Here is a 19,943-nt window from a genome sequence, read left to right on the forward strand (position 1 = left end):
TTAATTAGCAAGCAATATTATTTATAAAAATATAATTTGTTTTATTTGCTTATTTGATTAACTAGGCCTATATTAGACGTGTAAATTTTAATGCTTGTTTTTTAATTTAACTGAACAGGAGGTTAATGATGGTTAGCATTTTAATCAATGATGTTATCCCGATTCTGGTTATCATGTTATTGGGATACCTCTGCGGCAAGTTTTATTTCTTTGATAATGACCAACGTCAGGGACTTAATAAATTAGTTCTTGATATTGCTTTGCCTGCCGCCTTATTTATTTCAATTGTAAAGGCAACGAGATCTATGTTTGCACAAGATATTGTGTTGACATTAATCTCAATCATCGGCGTTACTGGTCTATTTATGTTGAGCTTTTTCTTAGATAAATTATTCTTCCACAGAAATACTCAACAAGCTGCGGTTTGTGCGTTGATTGCAGGATCTCCAACTATTGGATTCCTTGGTTTTGCCGTTTTGGATCCAATTTATGGCAATAATGTAACTACTAACTTAGTTATTGGGATTGTATCTATTGTGGTTAATGCGATCACTATTCCTCTTGGTTTAGCTTTAATTAATAAGGGTCAGGATAAGGTAAGGCAAAAAGCTGCATCTAATTCTAATAACAAGGGTACTCAAGTAAAAGTTGATCAAGTAAGTGGTAAGGGAACTCATAAAACCAAGCAAAAAGTGATGGTAACTGTTCCGGATGATGTACCAGTTACTGATGCTGAAGCAAAAGCACTTGAAGAAAAAGGGATTAAAAGAGAGATTGATTTGGCTCATGCCGAAATTGCTAACCATGCTAACACTGCTCATAAGCCAATGAACTCAACCTTAAAGTCAGTTTTGAATGCCGTCAAGCAACCAGTTGCGGCAGCTCCACTGTTAGCGGTTATCTTTGTTTTGATCGGGATTAAAATTCCAGATTCTTGGGCTCCAACTTTTGATTTGATTGCCAAAGCCAATGCTGGGGTTGCTGTTTTAGCAGCTGGGTTAGCTTTATCGACAGTTAAATTCTCAATTGATAAAGAAGTTATTTGGAATACTTTCTTCCGTTTGTTCTTAACTCCAGCTATTATTGTTGCAGCAGCTTATATCTGCGGCATGGGATCTGATCCAGAAAAGATTTCAATGCTTTGTTTGGCAACGGGACTTCCACCTGCATTTTCAGGAATTATCATTTCAAGTCGTTACAATATTTACGTTAAAGAGGGAGCAAGTTCTGTTGCTGTCTCAACTGTAGTATTTGCAGTAAGTTGTATCTTCTGGATTTGGTTATTGCCAATTTTAGCTCATATGTTTGGATAAAGAAAAATATTAATAAAAAAGGCTCTCTTGAAATAGAGAGCCTTTTTAGATCATCGGCGCAAGCCTGTTTTGTGCTAAAGCCGGTGTGTATTCTAAAAGTCCGTTTTTGATCATCATTGCTAACCCATGAATTATTGCCCAAATGCGTAAAAATAATTCTTGTCGATCTTCTTTAACTTGAGTTGCATTTAAAGCAGAATTAATTCTACCAATGAAATGAGTTGGAATATTTACAGTGTTTTCGGGCAAAATATTTTCAATTTTAGGGTTAAAGAAAAGAAAGTCCATCAAGTGGGGATGTTCACTTGTTTTCTTTAAGAAAAAAGAAGCTGAATGGATCAATTTTTCTTTGGGATTTAGTGAAGCAGATTTATTAACTTCATCCAAATAGTCAGTGGTTAATTTGGAAGCAATAGTTTTAATTAATTCATCTTTATGTGGAAAATGTTTATAAACAGATTGAGTACCTACATTTGTTTTTTTCACTAATTCCCTAATGGTTAGCTTATCTATACCATCTTTTTCAATGATTGAAATTGCGGTATTTAAAATTCTTTTTCTTTGAGATTTACTATATTTCATAATTTTACCAGTTCCTTAATTAATTTATGGTTTAATTATAGCTGTTAAAGTGACACAGTGTCAATTTATAAGAACAATCGTAAGAAAAATATAAAAAACGAGGCTCAAGCTATTTTGAACCTCGTTTTTTAAGCAGCTTCTTTAATGGTAGTAATCATACTTTTGTAAATCTCATCATAATTATAGGAAATGATACCATTTTTGATCATCATTGCTGTTCCATGAATCTGAGACCAAATCTTTAAGAAAAATTCTTCACTATGTTTGTGATTGAGCTCTTCAATTAAAGAATTGACTTTTTCTTTAAATACAGTTTGAGCAGATGGTCCATCAGACTCGACTTTTTCCGGATTAAGAAAAATTAACTCTGCAATATTTGGATGTTTGTTGATTTCTCTTAGGTAAAGTGCCACTACTTGAATAAGTTGCTCATCTGTTGGTAAATCCTTATAGGAATCGATTTTTTTTATGAAAGAATTGGTGATTAAATTATAAACAATGCTGATAATTTCTTGTTTATTAGTAAAACGATTATAGATTGGAGTCGATGTCATGCGGGCTCTTTTTCCTAATTCACGAATTGAAAAGTTATGTAACCCTTTTTCATCAATGCAGGCAATCGCGCATCGAATTAGTTTTAATCTAATCATTGAATCTTGATTTTCCATAAATATTCCCCTACTTTTTTAATTTAATAACTCTGTTTATCTATCTTCAGATTACATTGTTTTGGCTCACTTTACAATAATTTGATGAAAAATGCCTAAAATCCAAGTATAATTCTATCTATGACACTTTCTTAATAGGAAAGAACTTGTTGTTAAGTTGAAAAAGAAGGGGATATTGTAGAGTGGAAAAACCAAACATACATAAAATAGGCTTATTTTCTGCCATTATGCTTGCGTTGAATTCCTTAATTGGATCAGGGTGGCTTTTTGGCTCGGGATCTGCCGCTAAAATTGCTGGACCAGCTGCCATTATTTCATGGATTTTAGGTGCAGTAATCATTATTTCAATTGCCATTACTTATATTGAATTAGGCTCTATGTTTCCGGAAAGTGGAGGAATGAGTCGGTATGCTCAATACAGTCATGGACCGCTTTTAGGATTTATTGCTGCATGGGCTAATTGGATTTCTTTGGTGACCTTGGTACCTATGGAAGCCGTTGCTGCCGTACAATATATGTCTAGTTGGCCATGGTCGTGGGCTAACTGGACTCATCGCTATATGAATAATGGGGAAATTACTACAAAAGGACTACTGGTTGTTTTCTTATTTATGGTGATTTTCACTTTGATTAACTATTGGTCAGTGAAGATCATGACGCATTTTACTAATTTGATTTCAATTTTTAAAATAGCATTGCCAACTTTAACTGTGATTGTTTTAGTTTTAAGTGGTTTCCATTCACAAAATTTTGGTAGTAATATTCACGAATTCATGCCTTATGGGACTCGGTCTATTTTTGAAGCTACCTCAGTATCTGGAATTATTATGTCCTATGATGCCTTTCAAACAGTGATTAATATGGGTGGAGAATTAAAGAATCCGCGTAAAAATATTGTGCGTGGAGTCATTATTTCGATGTTAATTACAACTGCCATTTACGTTTTATTGCAGGTTACTTTTATTGGAGCTATCGAACCATCAACTTTACAAAAAGTGGGTTGGCATGGAATTAACTTTACTTCTCCATTTGCGGACATTGCCATTATTTTAGGAATTAATTGGCTTGTGATCTTGCTGTATATGGATGCTTTTGTATCTCCATTTGGAACAGGTGTGGCATTTGTAGCAACTGCTTCACGTGCTTTAGCAGCTATGACCCATACTAAGCATTTACCTAGCTGGCTTGGTCGTTTGAATCGTAAATACATGATTCCAAGATTTGCGATGATTGCGGACTTGATTTTGGCGGTGATTTTAGTAAGTGTATTTAGAAATTGGAACTTATTAGCTACAGTAATTGCGGCTGCAACTTTAATCGCTTATCTAACCGGTCCCGTAACTACCATTGCTTTAAGAAAAATTGCACCTAATTTGAAGAGACCATTTGGTCCTAAGTATATGGGTTGGCTTGCCCCAACAGCTTTTGTATTAACAAGTTTAGCTATTTATTGGTCAATGTGGCCAACCACCATTCAAGTCATCTTTGTAATTACCTTAGGCTTGCCAGTTTATATTTATTATGAAATTCGTTATCAACATTCAAACCTTAAAGATCAATTAAAACATGCATGGTGGCTAATTGTTTACATGATTTTCATATCTATCATGTCTTATGTGGGAAGTACCGGTTTTGGTGGTCGTGATTTTATTAAGTACCCACTTGATTTTGTGGTGATAATTGTTGCTTCCTTACTATTTTATTGGTGGGGAGTTAAAAGCAGTCGTACTGAAATTGATTCTTACGCTAAAAAAGTTAATGAACGTGTTAATGACTAGATATTATCTGAGTAAATTTCCTAAGGAATGCTTGAAAATAACCCTTGAAGATGGTATTCTAGTCTACGTTAATCGATTAATCTATGGTCTGTAAAACGATCATGGCAAAAGGAGTATTAAATTATGAAACAAGGAATCCATCCAGAATTTCAAGAAGTTGTTTTCATGGACTCAGCAACTGGTGCTAAGTTCTTAGCTGGTTCAACTTTGAAGTCAGACGAAACTGTAGAATTTGAAGGCGAAACTTACCCATTAATTCGTGTTGAAGTTTCATCAGATTCACACCCATTCTACACTGGTAAGCAAAAGTTTGCTCAAGCAGATGGTCGAATCGAAAAATTCAACAAGAAGTACGGCTTGAAGAAGTAAGCCTTTTGTCTGGTGGAAGCAGTCCCATTGGGACTGCTTTTTTGTTTGATAATTTTATTTGGCAGATTAGATGAAAGAACGTATAATTGTTCCTGTATTAAATTATGTTTTAATGGGAGTAAAAATTAGATGAAAATGCAACTGGCAGAAATAGCCAAAGCTTTAAATACAACTTGTGTGGGCGACGAGCAAACTGTAATTACATCCGTTGCCTTTGACTCCAGAAAGATTACTGACGGAGGACTTTTCGTTCCTTTAGTTGGCGACAGAGATGGACACGATTTTATTAATAGTGCTATTAATAACGGTGCTTCCGCAACTTTATGGCAAACTGGTCATCCAAATAAGCCTGAAAATATTGCAGTATTAGAAGTCGACGATCCGCTTCAAGCTATGCAAGATTTAGCGCGTTATTATTTGCGTAAAGTAAATCCAACTGTTGTGGGAATTACTGGTTCAAATGGTAAAACTACTACAAAAGATATGATTGCAGCAGTTTTGTCTAAGCGTTTTAATGTGCATAAAACACAGGCTAACTTTAATAATGAAATTGGTGTTCCAATGACTATTTTGGAAATGAAGCCAAATACTGAAATTTTAGTATTAGAAATGGGAATGGATCGTCCTGGTCAACTTCACCATTTGAGTGAATTAACTCATCCTGATGTGACTGTAATTACGATGATCGGTGAAGCTCATATCGAATTCTTTGGTACTCGTGATAAAATTGCAGATGCTAAGATGGAAATTACAGACTTTTTACGTGAAGATGGTGAATTCATTTATAACGGAGATGAACCGCTTTTAAGAGAACGTGCTGAAAAGCTTAGCCAAGCAAAAGCTACTTTTGGTTTTGAAAAAGATGACACTGTTTATGCAACTGGCTTTAAGAGTTATAAGCATCATGCTACTTTCACTGTCAATGATTCAGAACAACAATTTTCAATTCCAATGATTGGTAAGCATAATGTTTCAAATGCGATGGCCGCCTTGAGTGTGGGGCGCCATTTTGGTGAAAGTGATGAAGAAATTGCTGCATCACTCTCAAACTTCACCCCAACTGCTAACCGAATGGAATGGGAAAAAGGCGATGTGGGCGAAGACATTATGAGTGATATTTATAATTCTAACCCAACTGCTGTTAGAGCTGTAATCACTAGTTTTGGTCAAATTGAAGTCCCTGAAGGTAATCGCAGAATTGCAGTTTTAGGTGATATGCTTGAACTTGGTGAAAAGTCAGCCGAACTTCATCGTAATTTAGAGGACTGTCTTGACCCACAAGTAATTAATGAAGTTTATTTATATGGAACAGAGATGAAGAATCTCTATGATGCATTAGAAGATAAATATGATGCTGAACACTTGCATTATTATGATAGAGATCAAATGCAACGTATGATTGAAGATTTAAAGAATGATATTAAGCCGCATGATATCGTGGTATTAAAGGGATCTCATGGGATGCACCTTGAAAAAGTAGTAGAGCGGCTTAGATAGGAGAATTTAATTTAGTGAAATTTTCGGAATTAGGATTAAATGATGCGCTTCTTAAGGCCATTAGACGTTCAGGCTTTGAAGAAGCAACCCCCATCCAAGAACAAACTATTCCACTTGCCTTGGAGGGAAAAGATGTAATTGGTCAAGCTCAAACTGGAACTGGTAAAACTGCAGCTTTTGGCTTGCCAATTTTACAAAATTTAGATAAACAACATAAAACAATTCAGGCAGTTGTAATTGAACCAACTCGTGAATTAGCTATTCAAACTCAAGAAGAACTCTTTCGCTTGGGCCGTGATGAAAATGCGCGGGTGCAAGTTGTGTACGGAGGAGCAGATATCGGTCGTCAAATTCGCTCTTTGAAAAACCATGTACCTGCTATTTTAGTAGGGACTCCCGGTCGTCTTCTTGACCACTTAAAACGCGGAACTATTAGTTTAGATGAAGTTAAGACCATAGTTCTTGATGAAGCTGATGAAATGCTTGATATGGGCTTTATTAGTGATATTGAAAGTATTTTGAATTATGCTAAAAATCGTACTCAAACTTTACTTTTTAGTGCTACAATGCCTAAGCCAATTTTGCGAATTGGCGAAAAGTTTATGCACAATCCCGAAATTGTACGAATTAAGGCTAAAGAATTAACTGCAGACTTAATTGATCAATACTTTGTCCGAGCAAAAGAATCTGAAAAATTCGATATTATGTGTCGCTTAATTGACGTTCAAGGTCCCGATCTGGCTGTTGTATTTGGTCGTACTAAGCGACGTGTAGATGAGCTTACACGTGGTTTGCAAGCTCGGGGATATAATGCTGCAGGAATTCACGGCGATCTTTCTCAGGTACGTAGAATGAGCGTTTTGAAGAGATTCCGTTCCGGTAAGCTTGACATCTTGGTAGCCACTGACGTGGCAGCGCGTGGACTTGACATTTCTGGAGTTACCCACGTTTACAATTACGATATTCCTCAAGATCCAGATTCTTATGTTCACCGCATTGGTAGAACTGGTCGTGCTGGACAAAATGGTATTTCAGTTACCTTCGTAACTCCAAATGAAATTGGCTATATGCGAACTATTGAACAACTGACTAAGAAGAAAATGTTACCTCTTCGTCCACCAACAGATGATCAAGCACTTCATGGTCAATTAAAAGCTGCTAAAGCTCAAATTGAAGAGCTTTTAAAGGGTGATTTAAGTAAGTATGAAAAAGAAGCTAACGAACTTTTAGAAAACTACTCAGCTCTTGATTTAGTTGCAGCATTTTTGAAGAATTTATCTAAAGATTCTAGCGAAGTAAAAGTTAAGATTACTCCAGAAAAGCCATTGCCATATAAGGGTAATGGACGTAAGAATCATGGTCGCGGACGTGGTAAGAGTCGCGGTCATGATCGCAACCGTCATGGCAATTTTAACAAGCGTAATCAAAAAGGGCGTACTAGGCGTGGCCACGGAAATGGACATGAATTTGTCATTAAAAATAAAAAAGGTTAAATTTTGATAGAAAAATGAGTTGTAGCTTTTGCAGCTCATTTTTTGTATTATAATTAAATTCTGTGTGGAGGATGAAAAATTATGATCAAAGGTGTAGGAATCGATTCAATTGAAGTTGAAAGAGTTAAGAAAATCGTTGAACGTGGAGACAATTTTGCCAAAAAAGTTTTAACACCTAATGAATTTGCACAATATCAAAAGATGAAGGGCAAACGCAAGGTGGAATACTTAGGTGGTCGTTTCTCACTTAAGGAATCTTTTTCTAAAGCTATGGGAACCGGCTTGGGTAAAGCAGTTGGTTTCCAAGACGTAGAGACTTTGTGGGATGATTTAGGTCATCCTGTTATGACTTCTACTAAATATTCAGGAAATATTTTTCCCAGCATCACACATGATAATCATGAAATTATTACATTTGTTGTATTGGAGGACAATTAGATGGTTCCAGGAATACATCGTCCAGCTGTTGTACGGGTAAATTTAAGTGCAATTAAGCAAAATATTGAAAATGAAGTAAATCATCTTGATCCAGATCAGAAGCTTTTTGCTGTAGTAAAGGCAAATGCTTATGGTCATGGAGCTATTCAAGTAGCTAAGGTTGCTGAAGAAGCCGGAGCCAGCGGTTTTTGTGTGGCAATTTTAGATGAAGCTTTAGAGTTAAGAGAAAATGGCGTCGTTAAGCCAATTTTAGTTTTGGGTGTAGTTTCACCAGAATATGCTCCAGTAGCTGCCGCAAATGGTATTTCATTAACTGTGCCTAACTTAGAGTGGCTTCACATGGCTCAAGAAGCTCTTGAAAGAGAAAATTTGCAATTAAAGATTCACTTAGGTATTGATTCAGGAATGGGCAGGATTGGTTTTAGTGAAGATGACGAATTTATCGAAGCTAATAAGTTCTTAGAAAACAACCCTAATTTCTTTGTAGAAGGGATGTTTGCTCACTTCGCTTCAGCTGATAGTAGCGATGATACTTACTTTAAACATCAGGTAGAGAAGTTCAAGCACATGAAGTCGCTTTTGACTGTTAAGCCAAAATGGATTCATGTTGACAATACTGCTGCTAGCATCTTTGATAAGGATGTGCACAGTGATTTGGTAAGATTTGGAATTGGGATCTATGGTTTGAATCCATCATCTAATCCAAGCTCTCCCGATCTAAAGTCTAATGTTGAATTAAAACCTGCGCTTTCTTTTGTGAGCGAATTAACCCATGTTAAAACTATTCACAAAGGTGATGGTGTAGGATATGGCTCCACTTATGTAGCTGATGATGATGTAATTATTGGGACAGTTCCTGTTGGGTATGCAGATGGATGGATTCGTAAGTTCCAAGGCTTCAAGGTAAAAGTAGGCGATGTATATTGTCCAATTGTGGGCCGAGTATGTATGGATCAATTTATGGTGTTAATGCCTAAAGAAATGCCGGTTGGAACTCGTGTCACCCTGATTTCGGACAATCCAGATGATCCTAACAATATTAAGGCGGCTGCTGATTATGTAGATACGATTCACTATGAAGTAGCATGTTTGTTGAGCGATCGCTTACCACGTGTATATTATTATGATGAATAAAAAAAGCACCTCAATTGAGGTGCTTTTTATACGGACTTATTTTTGAATAAAGACTCCCGGATTTTCATCGCTCATGATTGTCATTCCAGCTTGTAAGTCTTCAATTTCTGCAACTACATAACCTTTTCGTTGCAACTTATCTACAACTGTCTTCATCGTAATTTCTGAAACTCCAGATGGAAGAGTAAACAAGGTTCTACGAACAAAATCGCCACCTAATTCACTAGCGGAAGCATCTAAAGTCATTACACTAGCCATATTGGTGTATTTTGAAATGATCTTAGACATTTTAACCAGATTACCACGACTATTATCTGATAAAACAGTCAAAACATAGGAACCGTTTTTAATATTCCAAGCATCCGATAACATATCAAGTAAACGTGAGTGAGTTAAAATACCATAGAATTTGTTCTCTTCGTCAAGAACTGAAATGTAAGGTAAGTCTTTAATGTTGAAGAAGACTTTGAAAAATGGTGAGTTAACCTTAATGGTCTTGGTTGCATTTTTTAATAAATAAGTAACAGGTAAATCCATTTCGCCACCTTGAGATTTGTGACGATAAATGTGCATCTTGTAAATATTACCTCTAAAGATGGTGCCGGTGTCATCTAAGATAGGCACACATCTAAAACCAGAGTCTTCAAGGACTTTTAATGCTTCTTCCAAAGTGGCTTTTTCATTGACTGTGGTTAGGTAATCTTTTTTAAGAACTAAAGATTTAATAAGCATCTCGCGGCCTCCAAACGTGAAAAATGTTTCAAATCATTATAGCATAGCTATGGTCTAAATTAAAGATAGCTTAAATATTAGTGCAAAATAAAAAAGCATCTAGATCTAGATGCTTTTTAGACATTAATTAAGAAATTATTGACGAACCTTAACGCCGGTTTCTTTGAAGGCCTTGTCCATAACCTTCTTCAATTGATCTGCTGAAGCAGTCATCAATTCTTGTTCGTGGTCGCTTAATGGCATTTCGATTACTTGTTCAAGACCCTTACGTCCAACAACTGCTGGAGTACCGATGTGAAGGTCGTGTAAACCGTATTCGCCATCCATTGGTACTGAAAGTGGAAGTACACGGTGTTCATCGTTCAAGATTGCCTTAGCGATCATTGCTGAAGCAGTACCGATTCCGTAGAAAGTAGCACCCTTCTTGTTGATGATGTCGTAAGCCATGTTAGCAACTTGCTTGTGGATGTCTTCAAGCTTAGATTCATCCATACCGTGAGCCTTAACCCAGTCGCTAACCTTTACGCCACCAACATTGTTGTAGCTCCATACTGGGAATTCAGTATCACCGTGTTCACCAAGCATGTAAGCATTAACTGAAGCTGGGTCAACGTGTTCCATTTCACCGATAACCTTTTGAAGACGACCAGTGTCAAGTGAAGTACCTGAACCGATAACACGATCCTTAGGGAAACCTGACATCTTCCAAGTTGCGTGAGTCAAGATGTCAACTGGGTTAGCAACTACTAAGAAGATACCTTCAAAACCTGATTCAACAACTGGTTCAACGATTGATGATAAAATTTTCAAGTTCTTGTTAACAAGATCAAGACGAGTTTCACCTGGCTTTTGTGGAGCACCAGCAGTAATAACAACTAAGTCTGCGTCCTTGCAGTCTGCGTATTCAGCTGCGTAGATGTTCTTTGGTGAAGTCCAAGGAGTTGCATCAGCTAAGTCGATTGCGTCACCTTCAACGTGTTCCTTAGCAATATCAATAATACCCAATTCTTCTGCAATACCTTGTTGTACCATTGAGAATGCAAAGGTAGAACCTACGGCACCGTCACCGACTAAAATAACTTTACGAGGTTTTTCTTCTCTTGCCATAAATAAAAATCTCCTTTTATTAGTGATAGTTTTAACAATAAGCATTATAACATGAAATATTGCTAAAATGACAATACTTAGTGTTGAAATAAGCAGATCTTACTATTTTTTTGAAAGTATGTGCTATTATAAGTAAGATTAAGAAAAGGGGTACGTTAAAAGTGAAGATAATTGCAGGCTTGGGAAACCCAGGTAAAAAGTATGATAGAACAAAACATAATACTGGTTTTATGGCACTAGATGATTACCTAAAAAGTAAAAACTTGTCGCTAGATAAGGACAAGTTTGAAGGTCATTGGACTAAACAAAAAATTAATGGCGAGGATGTCATTTTGCTTGAACCACAAACTTTTATGAATGAATCTGGTCGTTCAGTTGCTCAAATTGCAAACTTTTTTAAAGTTAAGCCAGAAGACATCTTGATCATCCAAGATGATATGGATATGCCAATCGGCAAAATTAGAATTCGTGCTAATGGTAAATCTGGTGGACATAATGGGATCAAGAGTATTATTCGCGATTTAGGCACGGATAAGTTTAATCGTTTAAAAATTGGAATTCGTCATCCAGAAAAAACGAGCGTTGTTTCTTGGGTGCTTACCCCATTTAATGCAGAACAACAAAAATTGATGGATGATGCATTTGATACAAGTGTAAAGATTATCGATGACTTTATTGAAGGACACGATAGTCAATATTTGATGAACAAGTATAATTAAAATGCGTTTGACAAATTATTTAGAAAAAGACAAAGATTTAAACAATTTTATTGATAAAACAAAAGATGTAAAGAACTCAATGATCATTGGCGCTAACGCCGGTGCTTTTAGTCTACTCTTAAAACAAATTGTGAATGAGCGAAAGGCCCCACTTGTTTTAATAGAAGAAAATGAACATAAAGCTCAAGATTTATATGGAAAACTCAGTGCAATTTTGCCAGAAGGACAAGTTCAAATTTTTCCTGTAGATGATATGATTGCGACACAGACTGCCACAACTTCTCCAGATGAATTAAGTAGCAGAATCCAGACTCTTAATTTTTTATTATCCAATAAACCAGGAATTGTAGTGACGACTCCTGCGGGATTACAATATAAATTGTCAAAACCCGAAGAGTATTTGGCATTTAAGAAAACTTTTGATTTAGATAGTGAGTACGATTTAAAAGAATTAAATGATTGGCTGGTGCGTGCAGGCTATCATAAGGAATCGTTAGTCGGAAAAAGTGGAGAATTTGCTATTCGTGGGGATATTTTGGATATTTATCCCCTTGACCGTGAAAATCCAGTTAGGATTGAATTCTTTGGGGATGAGATTGATTCTATTAAAGAATTTGATTTATCTACTCAGCGTAGCCAAAAAGAACTTGATAAATTAACTATTTTTGCTGCACAAGATCGTGTCTTTTCCGGAGAAAATTTAAAAAAAGCAGCCAACAAAATTAGAAAAGCAATGGCTGACGCACCCGCTCCTGAAAAAGCTGTGAAGGACCATTTTACTCAAAGTTTGGATGAACTGGATGCTGGTGGTTTGCCGAATAATTATGCTTTTTTGGTTGATTATTTAATTTCACAGCCAAGTAGCCTTTTAGAGTATTTATCTAAAGATGGGTCAGTGTTTATTGATGATTGGCCACTCATTAATCAATCTGTTAAAAATGTTGATAGTGAAAATGCAGCTTTTATTGATGATGAGCTAAAAACTGGCGCCATGCTTCCAGGTCAAGAATTGCGTCTTAACTTTAAACGAGTTTGGTCTAAAGATAGCCACCATCGAATTTATTTTTCACTTTTTCAACGAAGTTTAGGTCGAATTAAACTAGACCAGATGCTAGATTGGCAAACGCGAGAACCGGAACAATTTTTCAGTCAAATGCCACTTATTAAGACAGAGATTGAATCTTATCAAAAGAATACCCAAACTGTGATTTTGCAGGCTGATAATGAAAAGAGAGCTAAGCAAATGAGCCAAAATTTTGCAGATTTTGGTTTGGATATTCCGATTGTGAATAAAGATGAGCTGATTGAAAAGAGAACTCAAATTGTAGTTGGTGAATTTAGTGAAGGTTTTAATCTTCCGAATATTAACCTCATTTACTTAACTGAAAGAGAACTTTTTAATAAACGAGTTCATCATAAAAAGCGGATTAAAACGCTTGAAAATGCTCAGCGTCTGCGTAATTACACTGAATTAAAGCCTGGAGATTACGTAGTACATGTTAATCATGGAATTGGTCGTTTTGAAGGAATTAAAACTCTAGAAAATAATGGCGTAAAGCGTGATTACATCACTATTACTTACCAACGTGGCGATCAGTTATTTGTTCCGGCTGATCAATTAAAACTAGTTCAAAAATATGTCGGATCTGAAGGGAAACGCCCCCATCTTAACAAGCTTGGTGGAAGTGAATGGGCAAAAACTAAACGTAAGGTTCAATCAAAGGTTGAAGATATCGCCGATGATTTAATTGAACTTTATGCAAAAAGAGAGTCTGAAAAAGGTTTTGCTTTTTCTCCTGATGATGATTTACAAAGACAATTTGAAAATGCCTTTCCATACGTGGAAACTGCCGATCAATTGCGTTCGACTAAGGAAATTAAAAAGGACATGGAAAACTCCAAGCCAATGGATCGTTTAGTGGTTGGGGATGTTGGCTTCGGAAAAACAGAAGTTGCCCTTCGTGCTGCTTTTAAAGCAGTTCAAGATAATAAGCAAGTAGCATTTTTAGTGCCAACTACTATTTTGGCTCAACAGCACTACGAAACTATTTTAGATCGGTTTAAGGATTTTCCAGTTAATGTCGCAATGTTATCACGCTTTCAAACTCCGGCTGAAACTAAAGAAATTATCGAAAAGTTGAAAAAAGGCGAAATCGATATTGTAGTTGGAACTCATAGAATCTTGTCAAAAGATGTGGAGTTTAAGAATTTAGGCTTGTTGATTATTGATGAAGAGCAAAGATTTGGGGTAAAGCACAAAGAGCGCTTGAAGCAACTAAAGGCTAATATTGATGTTTTAACTTTAACGGCCACTCCAATTCCGCGAACTTTACATATGTCAATGGTAGGGGTAAGAGATTTGTCAGTAATGGAAACTCCTCCTCAAAATCGTTATCCTATTCAGACATATGTAATGGAAGAGTTACCAAGTGTAGTTAAAAATGCTTGTCAGCGTGAAATGCAAAGAGGCGGCCAAGTATTTTATTTACATAACCGAATCGGTGATATTGACGAAGTTGTTAATAAATTAGAAAAGTTAATGCCCAATGCGCGTATTGCCAGTATTCATGGACGTATGAGTCAAAATCAAATTGAAGATATCTTATATCGATTCTTAAATCGTGAATTTGATATTTTGGTGACCACAACTATTATTGAAACTGGAATCGACATGCCGAATGTGAACACGATGATTATCGAAGATGCTGAGAAATATGGCTTGAGTCAGTTGTATCAGCTCCGGGGCCGAATAGGAAGAAGCGCCAGACTTGCGTATGCTTACTTTTTATATCAACCTAATAAGGTGCTCACTGAAGTTGGCGAAAAACGTCTCGATGCTATTCGTGATTTTACGGAATTAGGAAGCGGCTTTAAAATTGCGATGCGAGATTTATCCATTCGTGGCGCTGGTAATATGTTAGGGTCACAACAGCATGGCTTTATTGATAGTGTGGGATATGATCTTTACTCACGGATGCTGAGTGATGCCATTAAAGCTCGGAAAAATAAAAAGGTTATTAAAAAATCAAACGCCGAGATTGATCTGGGATTTGAATCCTATATTCCCGATTCCTATATTCCCGATCAAGAAGAAAAGATCGAGTTTTATAAGAAGATTAAAGCAGTTACTAGTGAAGAAGAGCTGGACCAAATTGAAGATGAGCTTATTGATCGATTTGGAGATTATCCAACTTCAGTAGAAAATTTACTGGCTAGTTCTAAATTGAAATTAAATGCTGATAATGCTCAAGCTTTAAATGTAGTTAAAAAAGACGACAAAATTAAAGTTGAGTTTGATATTAGGGCTTCAAAGGAACTAGAAGGACCAAATATTTTTAAAGCTTTAGAACATGTTAGCTTTAAGGCAAGAATTAGTATGACCAAAGATAAAAAGATGGTTGTTCTATTATTGTTGCCAGATAAGTTAAATAATCGTATGCTCTTTAATGAATTGACTACATTCTTAGAAGATGCTAGTGAAATTGTACAAAAATAGTGAGGTAGAATATGAGAATTGACAAGTTTTTAAAAGTATCACGTTTAGTTAAAAGAAGAACTGTTGCTAAAGAAATGGCTGACCAAGGTAGAATTAAGGTTAATGGTCGTGTTGTAAAGTCTAGCTACGATGTTAAATTAGGCGATGTAATTGAAGTTGGCTATGGAACTAGAGTAGTTAAGGCAAAAGTGATTAATATTCGTGAAACTACTAAGAAGGCCGAAGCAAGCGATCTTTATGAGTTAGTGGATTAATAATGACTTTTAGAATAGGCGCTGTTATAATGAAGAGAAGGTTTTCATGATAATAGGGGATAAAAATGAGTAAGGGTCCACGTATTTTCAATGCTGTTAGTCCGGAAGTTCAAAAAGCTCAATTAAGACGAAAGCAGCTTTTAAGAGAAAAAGCAGTCCATCGTAAAAGACGTAGTCGAATAATTTCTGTTTTTGCGGCAATTTTTGTAATTTTGGGAATTCAAATTTCAGTAAAAATTGCTCAAACTCAGCGAATTGAAAGTGAAGCTCAAGCTTCAAGAAAGACTTTAAAGAAAGTAACACAAGAGCATAAAGATCTTTCTACACATCGAGATGATTTAAAAGATCCGGATTATGTTGCGAAGATGGTCCGTTATAAGTTTTATTATTCTAAGCCAAACGAAAAGATTTATAATTTACCTCAAGGACAGGATAATAACTAAATGAAGTATCAAGTTGGTGAACGGGTCAATGGAGTGATTAATAATATTACCGATTTGGGTATATTTTTAACTTTGCCTCATCGACACACGGGATTAATTCACTATAGTGATTTTGGTGATAATTGGCTTCGTGAGAGAAATCGTTATCAAAAAGGGCAAGAATTACATGTAGTGATTGTGCATAACCGAAAAGGAAAATTAGGTCTTTCTTTAAAGAGAGTTAATGATTCGGAATTGATTGATCCTAAGAATCAGTTTTCAAAAACTAAAGAAGCAGATTTTGCTGAGGTTTTGAATGATACCGCTAGGGATGCACATAAAGAAATAGAGAAATTAAAAAAGGTACTTAATAATAATTAACAAAGAGTGATCCAATTTTGGATCACTTTTTTCTAGGGGAAGAATGAAAATAATCGATTTTTTTAAGAACCATCATATAGACTTAAAGGATAAAATCTTAGTTGTGGCTTCTAGCGCAGGTCCAGATTCGATGGCTTTAGCTGAGATGCTAAATAGCCAAAAAGAGAAACTTGGCTATCAATTGGTGCTGGCACACTTTGATCATCAATTGAGGGATGATTCTTTTACTGAAACAGAATTGCTTGAAAAGTATTGTCACCAACATGGGATTAAATTTTTTAATAAAAAATGGGCTAAAAAATTGCAGCCTGCTCAAGGAATTGAGGCTGCGGCTAGAATTGCACGCTATGATTTTTTGACGAAAGTTGTAAAAGAAATCAATGCGGATTATTTATTAACTGCCCATCATGGGGATGATTTGCTTGAGAATATTTTATTGAAACTTATTCGCTCCGGAAATCCAGAAGAAATGAATAGCCTGCAGGAAGTCGGAAAGATGAATGGGGTACCACTTTTACGACCGTTATTATCTTATAGTAAAAAAGAATTACTTGAATATGATAAAGCTCATCGACTCAATTTTATTGAAGATTCGACTAATCAAGAAGATTCCACCATGCGTAATCGTTTGCGCCATCACATAGTTCCGTGTTTAAAAGCAGAAAATCCGGATTTGTTAGAAAATGCACTCCGCTATTCTCATGAAATGAGTCGCTTTAAAGAGCTAGCGGATAATAATTTTCAAAAAATCACACCTCAAAAATTCTTGAAAGTTGCTTATCGATTAGAAAAAGAAAAATTGGCGTCTTTTAATGTGGAAGAGAGAATTTATTTCTGGCAAAATTTTATTTGGCGTACTTGGCACGAAAGAGTTAATCAGAATTTGAATGGTTATTTATTACTTGAATATCAAGGCTACTACTATCTAAGTCGCCATTCTTTACAAGCTAAGCCTGAAGTCTTTAAGATAGAAGTTGATCGAAAGTTTGACTATCAAGGAAGAAAGTTTGTCTTAAGTGAAAAACAGCTTTCTTATCCTATGGCAGGAGATTTTTGGATGCAGAAAGTTGACTTTTGGGCAGGAAGTTTGCTCCAAACTAAACTTCCTTTAAAAAATGGTCATCACGTTAAAAGCAAGAAGAAATTTGCTCAAGCTGGCATCCCACAATATTTGCGCCCGTATTGCTTAACTATTTATGCAAATCAAATACCAGTTTTTGTGGAAAAGACCTACCAATCTCAGCTAAAATCTGATAAATTTATACATTACTATGTGTATGAGATTATTGATTAATGATCTCGAATAGTTTAGTTAAAAATTAAATAAGTTGTTCTAAAAAATTAGAGCTAAACGCTTATTTGTGTTAAACTTTTAAGCGTATATCTTTAGAAACTTTGCGGAGGTTTTTTATGAAGAATAACCGGAATCGGCTATTGTCAAATGGCCTGTTCTATATAGTTGTGTTCCTTCTACTCCTATGGGGAATCAACTGGGCACTCGGCGGATCTAATAACTCTGGCAGTAGTGAAAACATTAGCTACTCTCAATTTATTAAAGATTTACGCCAAGGCAAAGTTAAAAACTTTAGTGTGCAACCTGCTAATGGTGTTTACACTGTGTCAGGTAACTACAAGAAAGCACAAAAGACTACGAGTCAACAAAGTAACAGTTTTGACTTCTTTAATGGTAGTTCAAATAGAGAAGTAACCCGTTTCTCAACAACGATGCTTCAAAATGACTCAAGTGTATCCAATGTGCAAAACTTGGCACAAAAGAGTAATGCTCGGATGACTACACAAGGAGAGTCGCAATCAGGTAATTGGATTTCTACAATTGTTATGATTGTGCCAACTATTTTATTCATCGTTATGCTTTGGATGATGATGAATCAAAGTGGCGGTGGACGTGGAAACGGCGGTATTATGAATTTTGGTCGCTCCCATGTGAAACCGGAAGATCCTTCTAAGAACAAGGTTCGTTTCTCTGATGTAGCTGGTGAAGAAGAAGAAAAACAAGAATTAGTTGAAGTTGTTGAATTCTTAAAGAATCCAGCAAAATATACCAAACTAGGTGCGCGAATCCCATCAGGTGTCTTGCTTGAGGGTCCTCCTGGTACTGGTAAAACTTTACTTGCTCGTGCCGTAGCTGGTGAAGCTAATGTACCATTTTACTCAATTTCAGGTTCTGACTTTGTAGAAATGTTCGTTGGTGTCGGCGCTAGCCGTGTACGTGATTTGTTTAATAATGCTAAGAAGAACGCTCCAAGTATTATCTTTATCGATGAAATCGATGCTATCGGTCGTCGGCGTGGAAATGGTACTGGTGGTGGCAACGATGAACGTGAACAAACTTTAAACCAATTACTAGTTGAAATGGATGGTTTTGAAGGTGACGAAGGCGTTATCGTTATTGCCGCAACTAACCGTTCAGATGTTTTGGACCCAGCTTTACTTCGTCCAGGTCGTTTTGACCGTAAGGTATTAGTTGGTCGTCCAGATGTGCGTGGTCGTGAAGCTATCTTGAAGGTTCACGCTCGCAATAAGCCACTTGCTCCTGATGTTGATTTGAAAGAAGTTGCTCGTCAAACTCCAGGCTTTGTAGGGGCTGATTTAGCTAACGTTTTAAACGAAGCTGCTTTAGTAGCCGCTCGTAGAAACGGTACTGAAATTACTGCTTCAGATATCGATGAGGCTGAAGACCGTGTAATTGCGGGTCCTGCTAAGAAAGATCGCCTTATCTCTGAAAAGGAAAGACGTCGTGTGGCCTTCCACGAAGCTGGACACTCAATCTGTGGGTTAGTTTTAAGTGATTCACGTACTGTACGTAAAGTTACTATCGTACCACGTGGCCGTGCTGGTGGATACAACATCATGCTTCCAAAGGATGACCAATTCATTTTGACTAAGAAGCAATTGTTTGAACAAATTGTTGGTTTGATGGGTGGTCGTGCCGGTGAAGAAGCAACTCTTGGTGACAAGTCAACTGGTGCATCAAATGACTTTGAACAGGCTACTCAAATTGCTCATAGCATGGTAGTTAACTATGGTATGACTGAATCTCTTGGTATGGTTGAACTTGAAAAAGAAGGCGAAACCAATCCATACGGCTTTAAACCATATAGTGAAGCTACTGCTGCTAAGATTGATGAAGCTGTTAAGAAGATCTTAGATGAAGCACATAGTAAGGCATTAGAAATCGTTGAAAATAATCGCGAGAAGCACCGGATTATTGCTGAAGCTTTGCTTAAGTATGAAACTTTGAACGAAAAGCAAATCTTAGCTTTATATAAGACTGGTGAAATGCCTGAAAAGAATGAAGAAGAATATCCAAGTGAATCTAAGGCTTCAACTTATGAAGAAGCTAAGGCTGCTGCTGAAAAGAAAGAAGTTCTTAAAGCAGAAAAGAAAGACGATGATTTGCAAAAATCTGAACAAGCTGATCACGAATTAGAAACTCCATCTGAAAAAGATGTCGATAATAAGACTGAAAAGCAAACTCCAGATGCAAATACTAAGTCTGATGATTCTTCAGATTCTAAGGATTCTAATGAGTAAAATAA

18 protein-coding genes are annotated in these 19,943 nt (G+C 36.3%); 14 read left to right on the plus strand and 4 right to left on the minus strand.

The window, feature by feature from the left end; all coding sequences use genetic code 11:
- The first annotated feature begins 128 nt into the window (after positions 1 to 128).
- Entirely contained in the window at positions 129 to 1,313 is a 1,185-nt protein-coding gene (locus KBW87_RS01255) for an AEC family transporter (protein ID WP_057809556.1), read from the plus strand.
- A gap of 45 nt (positions 1,314 to 1,358) precedes the next feature.
- On the opposite strand, the gene KBW87_RS01260 is transcribed toward KBW87_RS01255, so the two are convergent.
- Positions 1,359 to 1,895, minus strand: a complete 537-nt coding sequence (locus KBW87_RS01260) for a TetR/AcrR family transcriptional regulator (protein ID WP_057809554.1) — start codon at positions 1,893 to 1,895, stop codon at positions 1,359 to 1,361.
- Positions 1,896 to 2,023: 128 nt separating this feature from the next.
- Positions 2,024 to 2,563 carry a TetR/AcrR family transcriptional regulator gene (locus KBW87_RS01265; RefSeq protein WP_057809552.1) on the minus strand — a complete coding sequence of 180 codons (540 nt, stop codon included), beginning with the start codon at positions 2,561 to 2,563 and terminating at the stop codon, positions 2,024 to 2,026.
- 182 nt (positions 2,564 to 2,745) lie between these two features.
- On the opposite strand from KBW87_RS01265, the gene KBW87_RS01270 reads away from it, so the two are divergent.
- The 6 genes from KBW87_RS01270 (at position 2,746) to alr (ending at position 9,272) form a co-directional block, all read left to right on the plus strand.
- Positions 2,746 to 4,341, plus strand: coding sequence for an APC family permease (locus KBW87_RS01270; protein ID WP_057809550.1), 1,596 nt, complete (start codon positions 2,746 to 2,748; stop codon positions 4,339 to 4,341).
- A 123-nt stretch (positions 4,342 to 4,464) separates the two neighbouring features.
- Entirely contained in the window at positions 4,465 to 4,710 is a 246-nt protein-coding gene (locus KBW87_RS01275; protein ID WP_004045632.1) for a type B 50S ribosomal protein L31, read from the plus strand.
- 129 nt (positions 4,711 to 4,839) lie between these two features.
- Positions 4,840 to 6,207: a UDP-N-acetylmuramoyl-tripeptide--D-alanyl-D-alanine ligase gene (locus KBW87_RS01280; RefSeq protein WP_004045629.1), complete on the plus strand. Its 1,368-nt coding sequence runs from the start codon at positions 4,840 to 4,842 to the stop codon at positions 6,205 to 6,207.
- Positions 6,208 to 6,221: 14 nt separating this feature from the next.
- The gene (cshA, locus tag KBW87_RS01285; RefSeq protein WP_057809547.1) at positions 6,222 to 7,700 is read left to right on the plus strand and encodes a degradosome RNA helicase CshA; all 1,479 of its coding nucleotides are present in this window, start codon (positions 6,222 to 6,224) and stop codon (positions 7,698 to 7,700) included.
- 81 nt (positions 7,701 to 7,781) lie between these two features.
- On the plus strand, positions 7,782 to 8,138 hold the full coding sequence (gene acpS / locus KBW87_RS01290) for a holo-ACP synthase (protein ID WP_004045626.1): 357 nt from the start codon (positions 7,782 to 7,784) through the stop codon (positions 8,136 to 8,138).
- Positions 8,139 to 9,272 carry an alanine racemase gene (gene alr, locus KBW87_RS01295; protein WP_057809545.1) on the plus strand — a complete coding sequence of 378 codons (1,134 nt, stop codon included), beginning with the start codon at positions 8,139 to 8,141 and terminating at the stop codon, positions 9,270 to 9,272.
- A gap of 36 nt (positions 9,273 to 9,308) precedes the next feature.
- On the opposite strand, the gene cbpA is transcribed toward alr, so the two are convergent.
- Positions 9,309 to 10,004: a cyclic di-AMP binding protein CbpA gene (cbpA, locus tag KBW87_RS01300; RefSeq protein WP_004045624.1), complete on the minus strand. Its 696-nt coding sequence runs from the start codon at positions 10,002 to 10,004 to the stop codon at positions 9,309 to 9,311.
- A gap of 135 nt (positions 10,005 to 10,139) precedes the next feature.
- Positions 10,140 to 11,111 (minus strand): L-lactate dehydrogenase, encoded by a 972-nt coding sequence (locus KBW87_RS01305; RefSeq protein ID WP_057809543.1) that lies wholly within the window; start codon positions 11,109 to 11,111, stop codon positions 10,140 to 10,142.
- Between the two features lie 161 nt (positions 11,112 to 11,272).
- Here KBW87_RS01305 and pth point away from each other — a divergent pair, with 161 nt between their 5' ends.
- The 7 genes from pth (at position 11,273) to ftsH (ending at position 19,938) form a co-directional block, all read left to right on the plus strand.
- Positions 11,273 to 11,830 carry an aminoacyl-tRNA hydrolase gene (pth, locus tag KBW87_RS01310; RefSeq protein WP_057809540.1) on the plus strand — a complete coding sequence of 186 codons (558 nt, stop codon included), beginning with the start codon at positions 11,273 to 11,275 and terminating at the stop codon, positions 11,828 to 11,830.
- A 1-nt stretch (position 11,831) separates the two neighbouring features.
- Positions 11,832 to 15,326 (plus strand): transcription-repair coupling factor, encoded by a 3,495-nt coding sequence (gene mfd / locus KBW87_RS01315; RefSeq protein WP_057809538.1) that lies wholly within the window; start codon positions 11,832 to 11,834, stop codon positions 15,324 to 15,326.
- Positions 15,327 to 15,337: 11 nt separating this feature from the next.
- Entirely contained in the window at positions 15,338 to 15,580 is a 243-nt protein-coding gene (locus KBW87_RS01320; protein WP_057809536.1) for an RNA-binding S4 domain-containing protein, read from the plus strand.
- Between the two features lie 65 nt (positions 15,581 to 15,645).
- Positions 15,646 to 16,023 (plus strand): FtsB family cell division protein, encoded by a 378-nt coding sequence (locus KBW87_RS01325; protein WP_057809534.1) that lies wholly within the window; start codon positions 15,646 to 15,648, stop codon positions 16,021 to 16,023.
- Positions 16,024 to 16,383 carry a S1 RNA-binding domain-containing protein gene (locus KBW87_RS01330; RefSeq protein ID WP_057809532.1) on the plus strand — a complete coding sequence of 120 codons (360 nt, stop codon included), beginning with the start codon at positions 16,024 to 16,026 and terminating at the stop codon, positions 16,381 to 16,383.
- A gap of 43 nt (positions 16,384 to 16,426) precedes the next feature.
- The gene (tilS, locus tag KBW87_RS01335) at positions 16,427 to 17,677 is read left to right on the plus strand and encodes a tRNA lysidine(34) synthetase TilS (protein ID WP_057809529.1); all 1,251 of its coding nucleotides are present in this window, start codon (positions 16,427 to 16,429) and stop codon (positions 17,675 to 17,677) included.
- A 116-nt stretch (positions 17,678 to 17,793) separates the two neighbouring features.
- Positions 17,794 to 19,938, plus strand: coding sequence for an ATP-dependent zinc metalloprotease FtsH (gene ftsH / locus KBW87_RS01340; protein ID WP_057809527.1), 2,145 nt, complete (start codon positions 17,794 to 17,796; stop codon positions 19,936 to 19,938).
- Positions 19,939 to 19,943 lie beyond the last annotated feature (5 nt).

Source organism: Lactobacillus intestinalis (assembly GCF_024397795.1).
In the GTDB taxonomy this organism is placed as follows: Bacteria; Bacillota; Bacilli; order Lactobacillales; family Lactobacillaceae; genus Lactobacillus; species Lactobacillus intestinalis.

Excerpts from the sequence above, each read along its gene's own strand:
- KBW87_RS01260 (WP_057809554.1), bottom strand. The coding sequence starts at position 1,895 with ATGAAATATAGTAAATCTCAAAGAAAAAGAATTTTAAATACCGCAATT.
- KBW87_RS01275 (WP_004045632.1), top strand. The coding sequence starts at position 4,465 with ATGAAACAAGGAATCCATCCAGAATTTCAAGAAGTTGTTTTCATGGAC.
- KBW87_RS01305 (WP_057809543.1), bottom strand. The coding sequence starts at position 11,111 with ATGGCAAGAGAAGAAAAACCTCGTAAAGTTATTTTAGTCGGTGACGGT.
- alr (WP_057809545.1), top strand. The coding sequence starts at position 8,139 with ATGGTTCCAGGAATACATCGTCCAGCTGTTGTACGGGTAAATTTAAGT.
- KBW87_RS01325 (WP_057809534.1), top strand. The coding sequence starts at position 15,646 with ATGAGTAAGGGTCCACGTATTTTCAATGCTGTTAGTCCGGAAGTTCAA.
- KBW87_RS01330 (WP_057809532.1), top strand. The coding sequence starts at position 16,024 with ATGAAGTATCAAGTTGGTGAACGGGTCAATGGAGTGATTAATAATATT.
- ftsH (WP_057809527.1), top strand. The coding sequence starts at position 17,794 with ATGAAGAATAACCGGAATCGGCTATTGTCAAATGGCCTGTTCTATATA.
- KBW87_RS01255 (WP_057809556.1), top strand. The coding sequence starts at position 129 with ATGGTTAGCATTTTAATCAATGATGTTATCCCGATTCTGGTTATCATG.
- KBW87_RS01280 (WP_004045629.1), top strand. The coding sequence starts at position 4,840 with ATGAAAATGCAACTGGCAGAAATAGCCAAAGCTTTAAATACAACTTGT.
- tilS (WP_057809529.1), top strand. The coding sequence starts at position 16,427 with ATGAAAATAATCGATTTTTTTAAGAACCATCATATAGACTTAAAGGAT.
- KBW87_RS01320 (WP_057809536.1), top strand. The coding sequence starts at position 15,338 with ATGAGAATTGACAAGTTTTTAAAAGTATCACGTTTAGTTAAAAGAAGA.
- KBW87_RS01265 (WP_057809552.1), bottom strand. The coding sequence starts at position 2,563 with ATGGAAAATCAAGATTCAATGATTAGATTAAAACTAATTCGATGCGCG.
- cbpA (WP_004045624.1), bottom strand. The coding sequence starts at position 10,004 with ATGCTTATTAAATCTTTAGTTCTTAAAAAAGATTACCTAACCACAGTC.
- acpS (WP_004045626.1), top strand. The coding sequence starts at position 7,782 with ATGATCAAAGGTGTAGGAATCGATTCAATTGAAGTTGAAAGAGTTAAG.
- mfd (WP_057809538.1), top strand. The coding sequence starts at position 11,832 with ATGCGTTTGACAAATTATTTAGAAAAAGACAAAGATTTAAACAATTTT.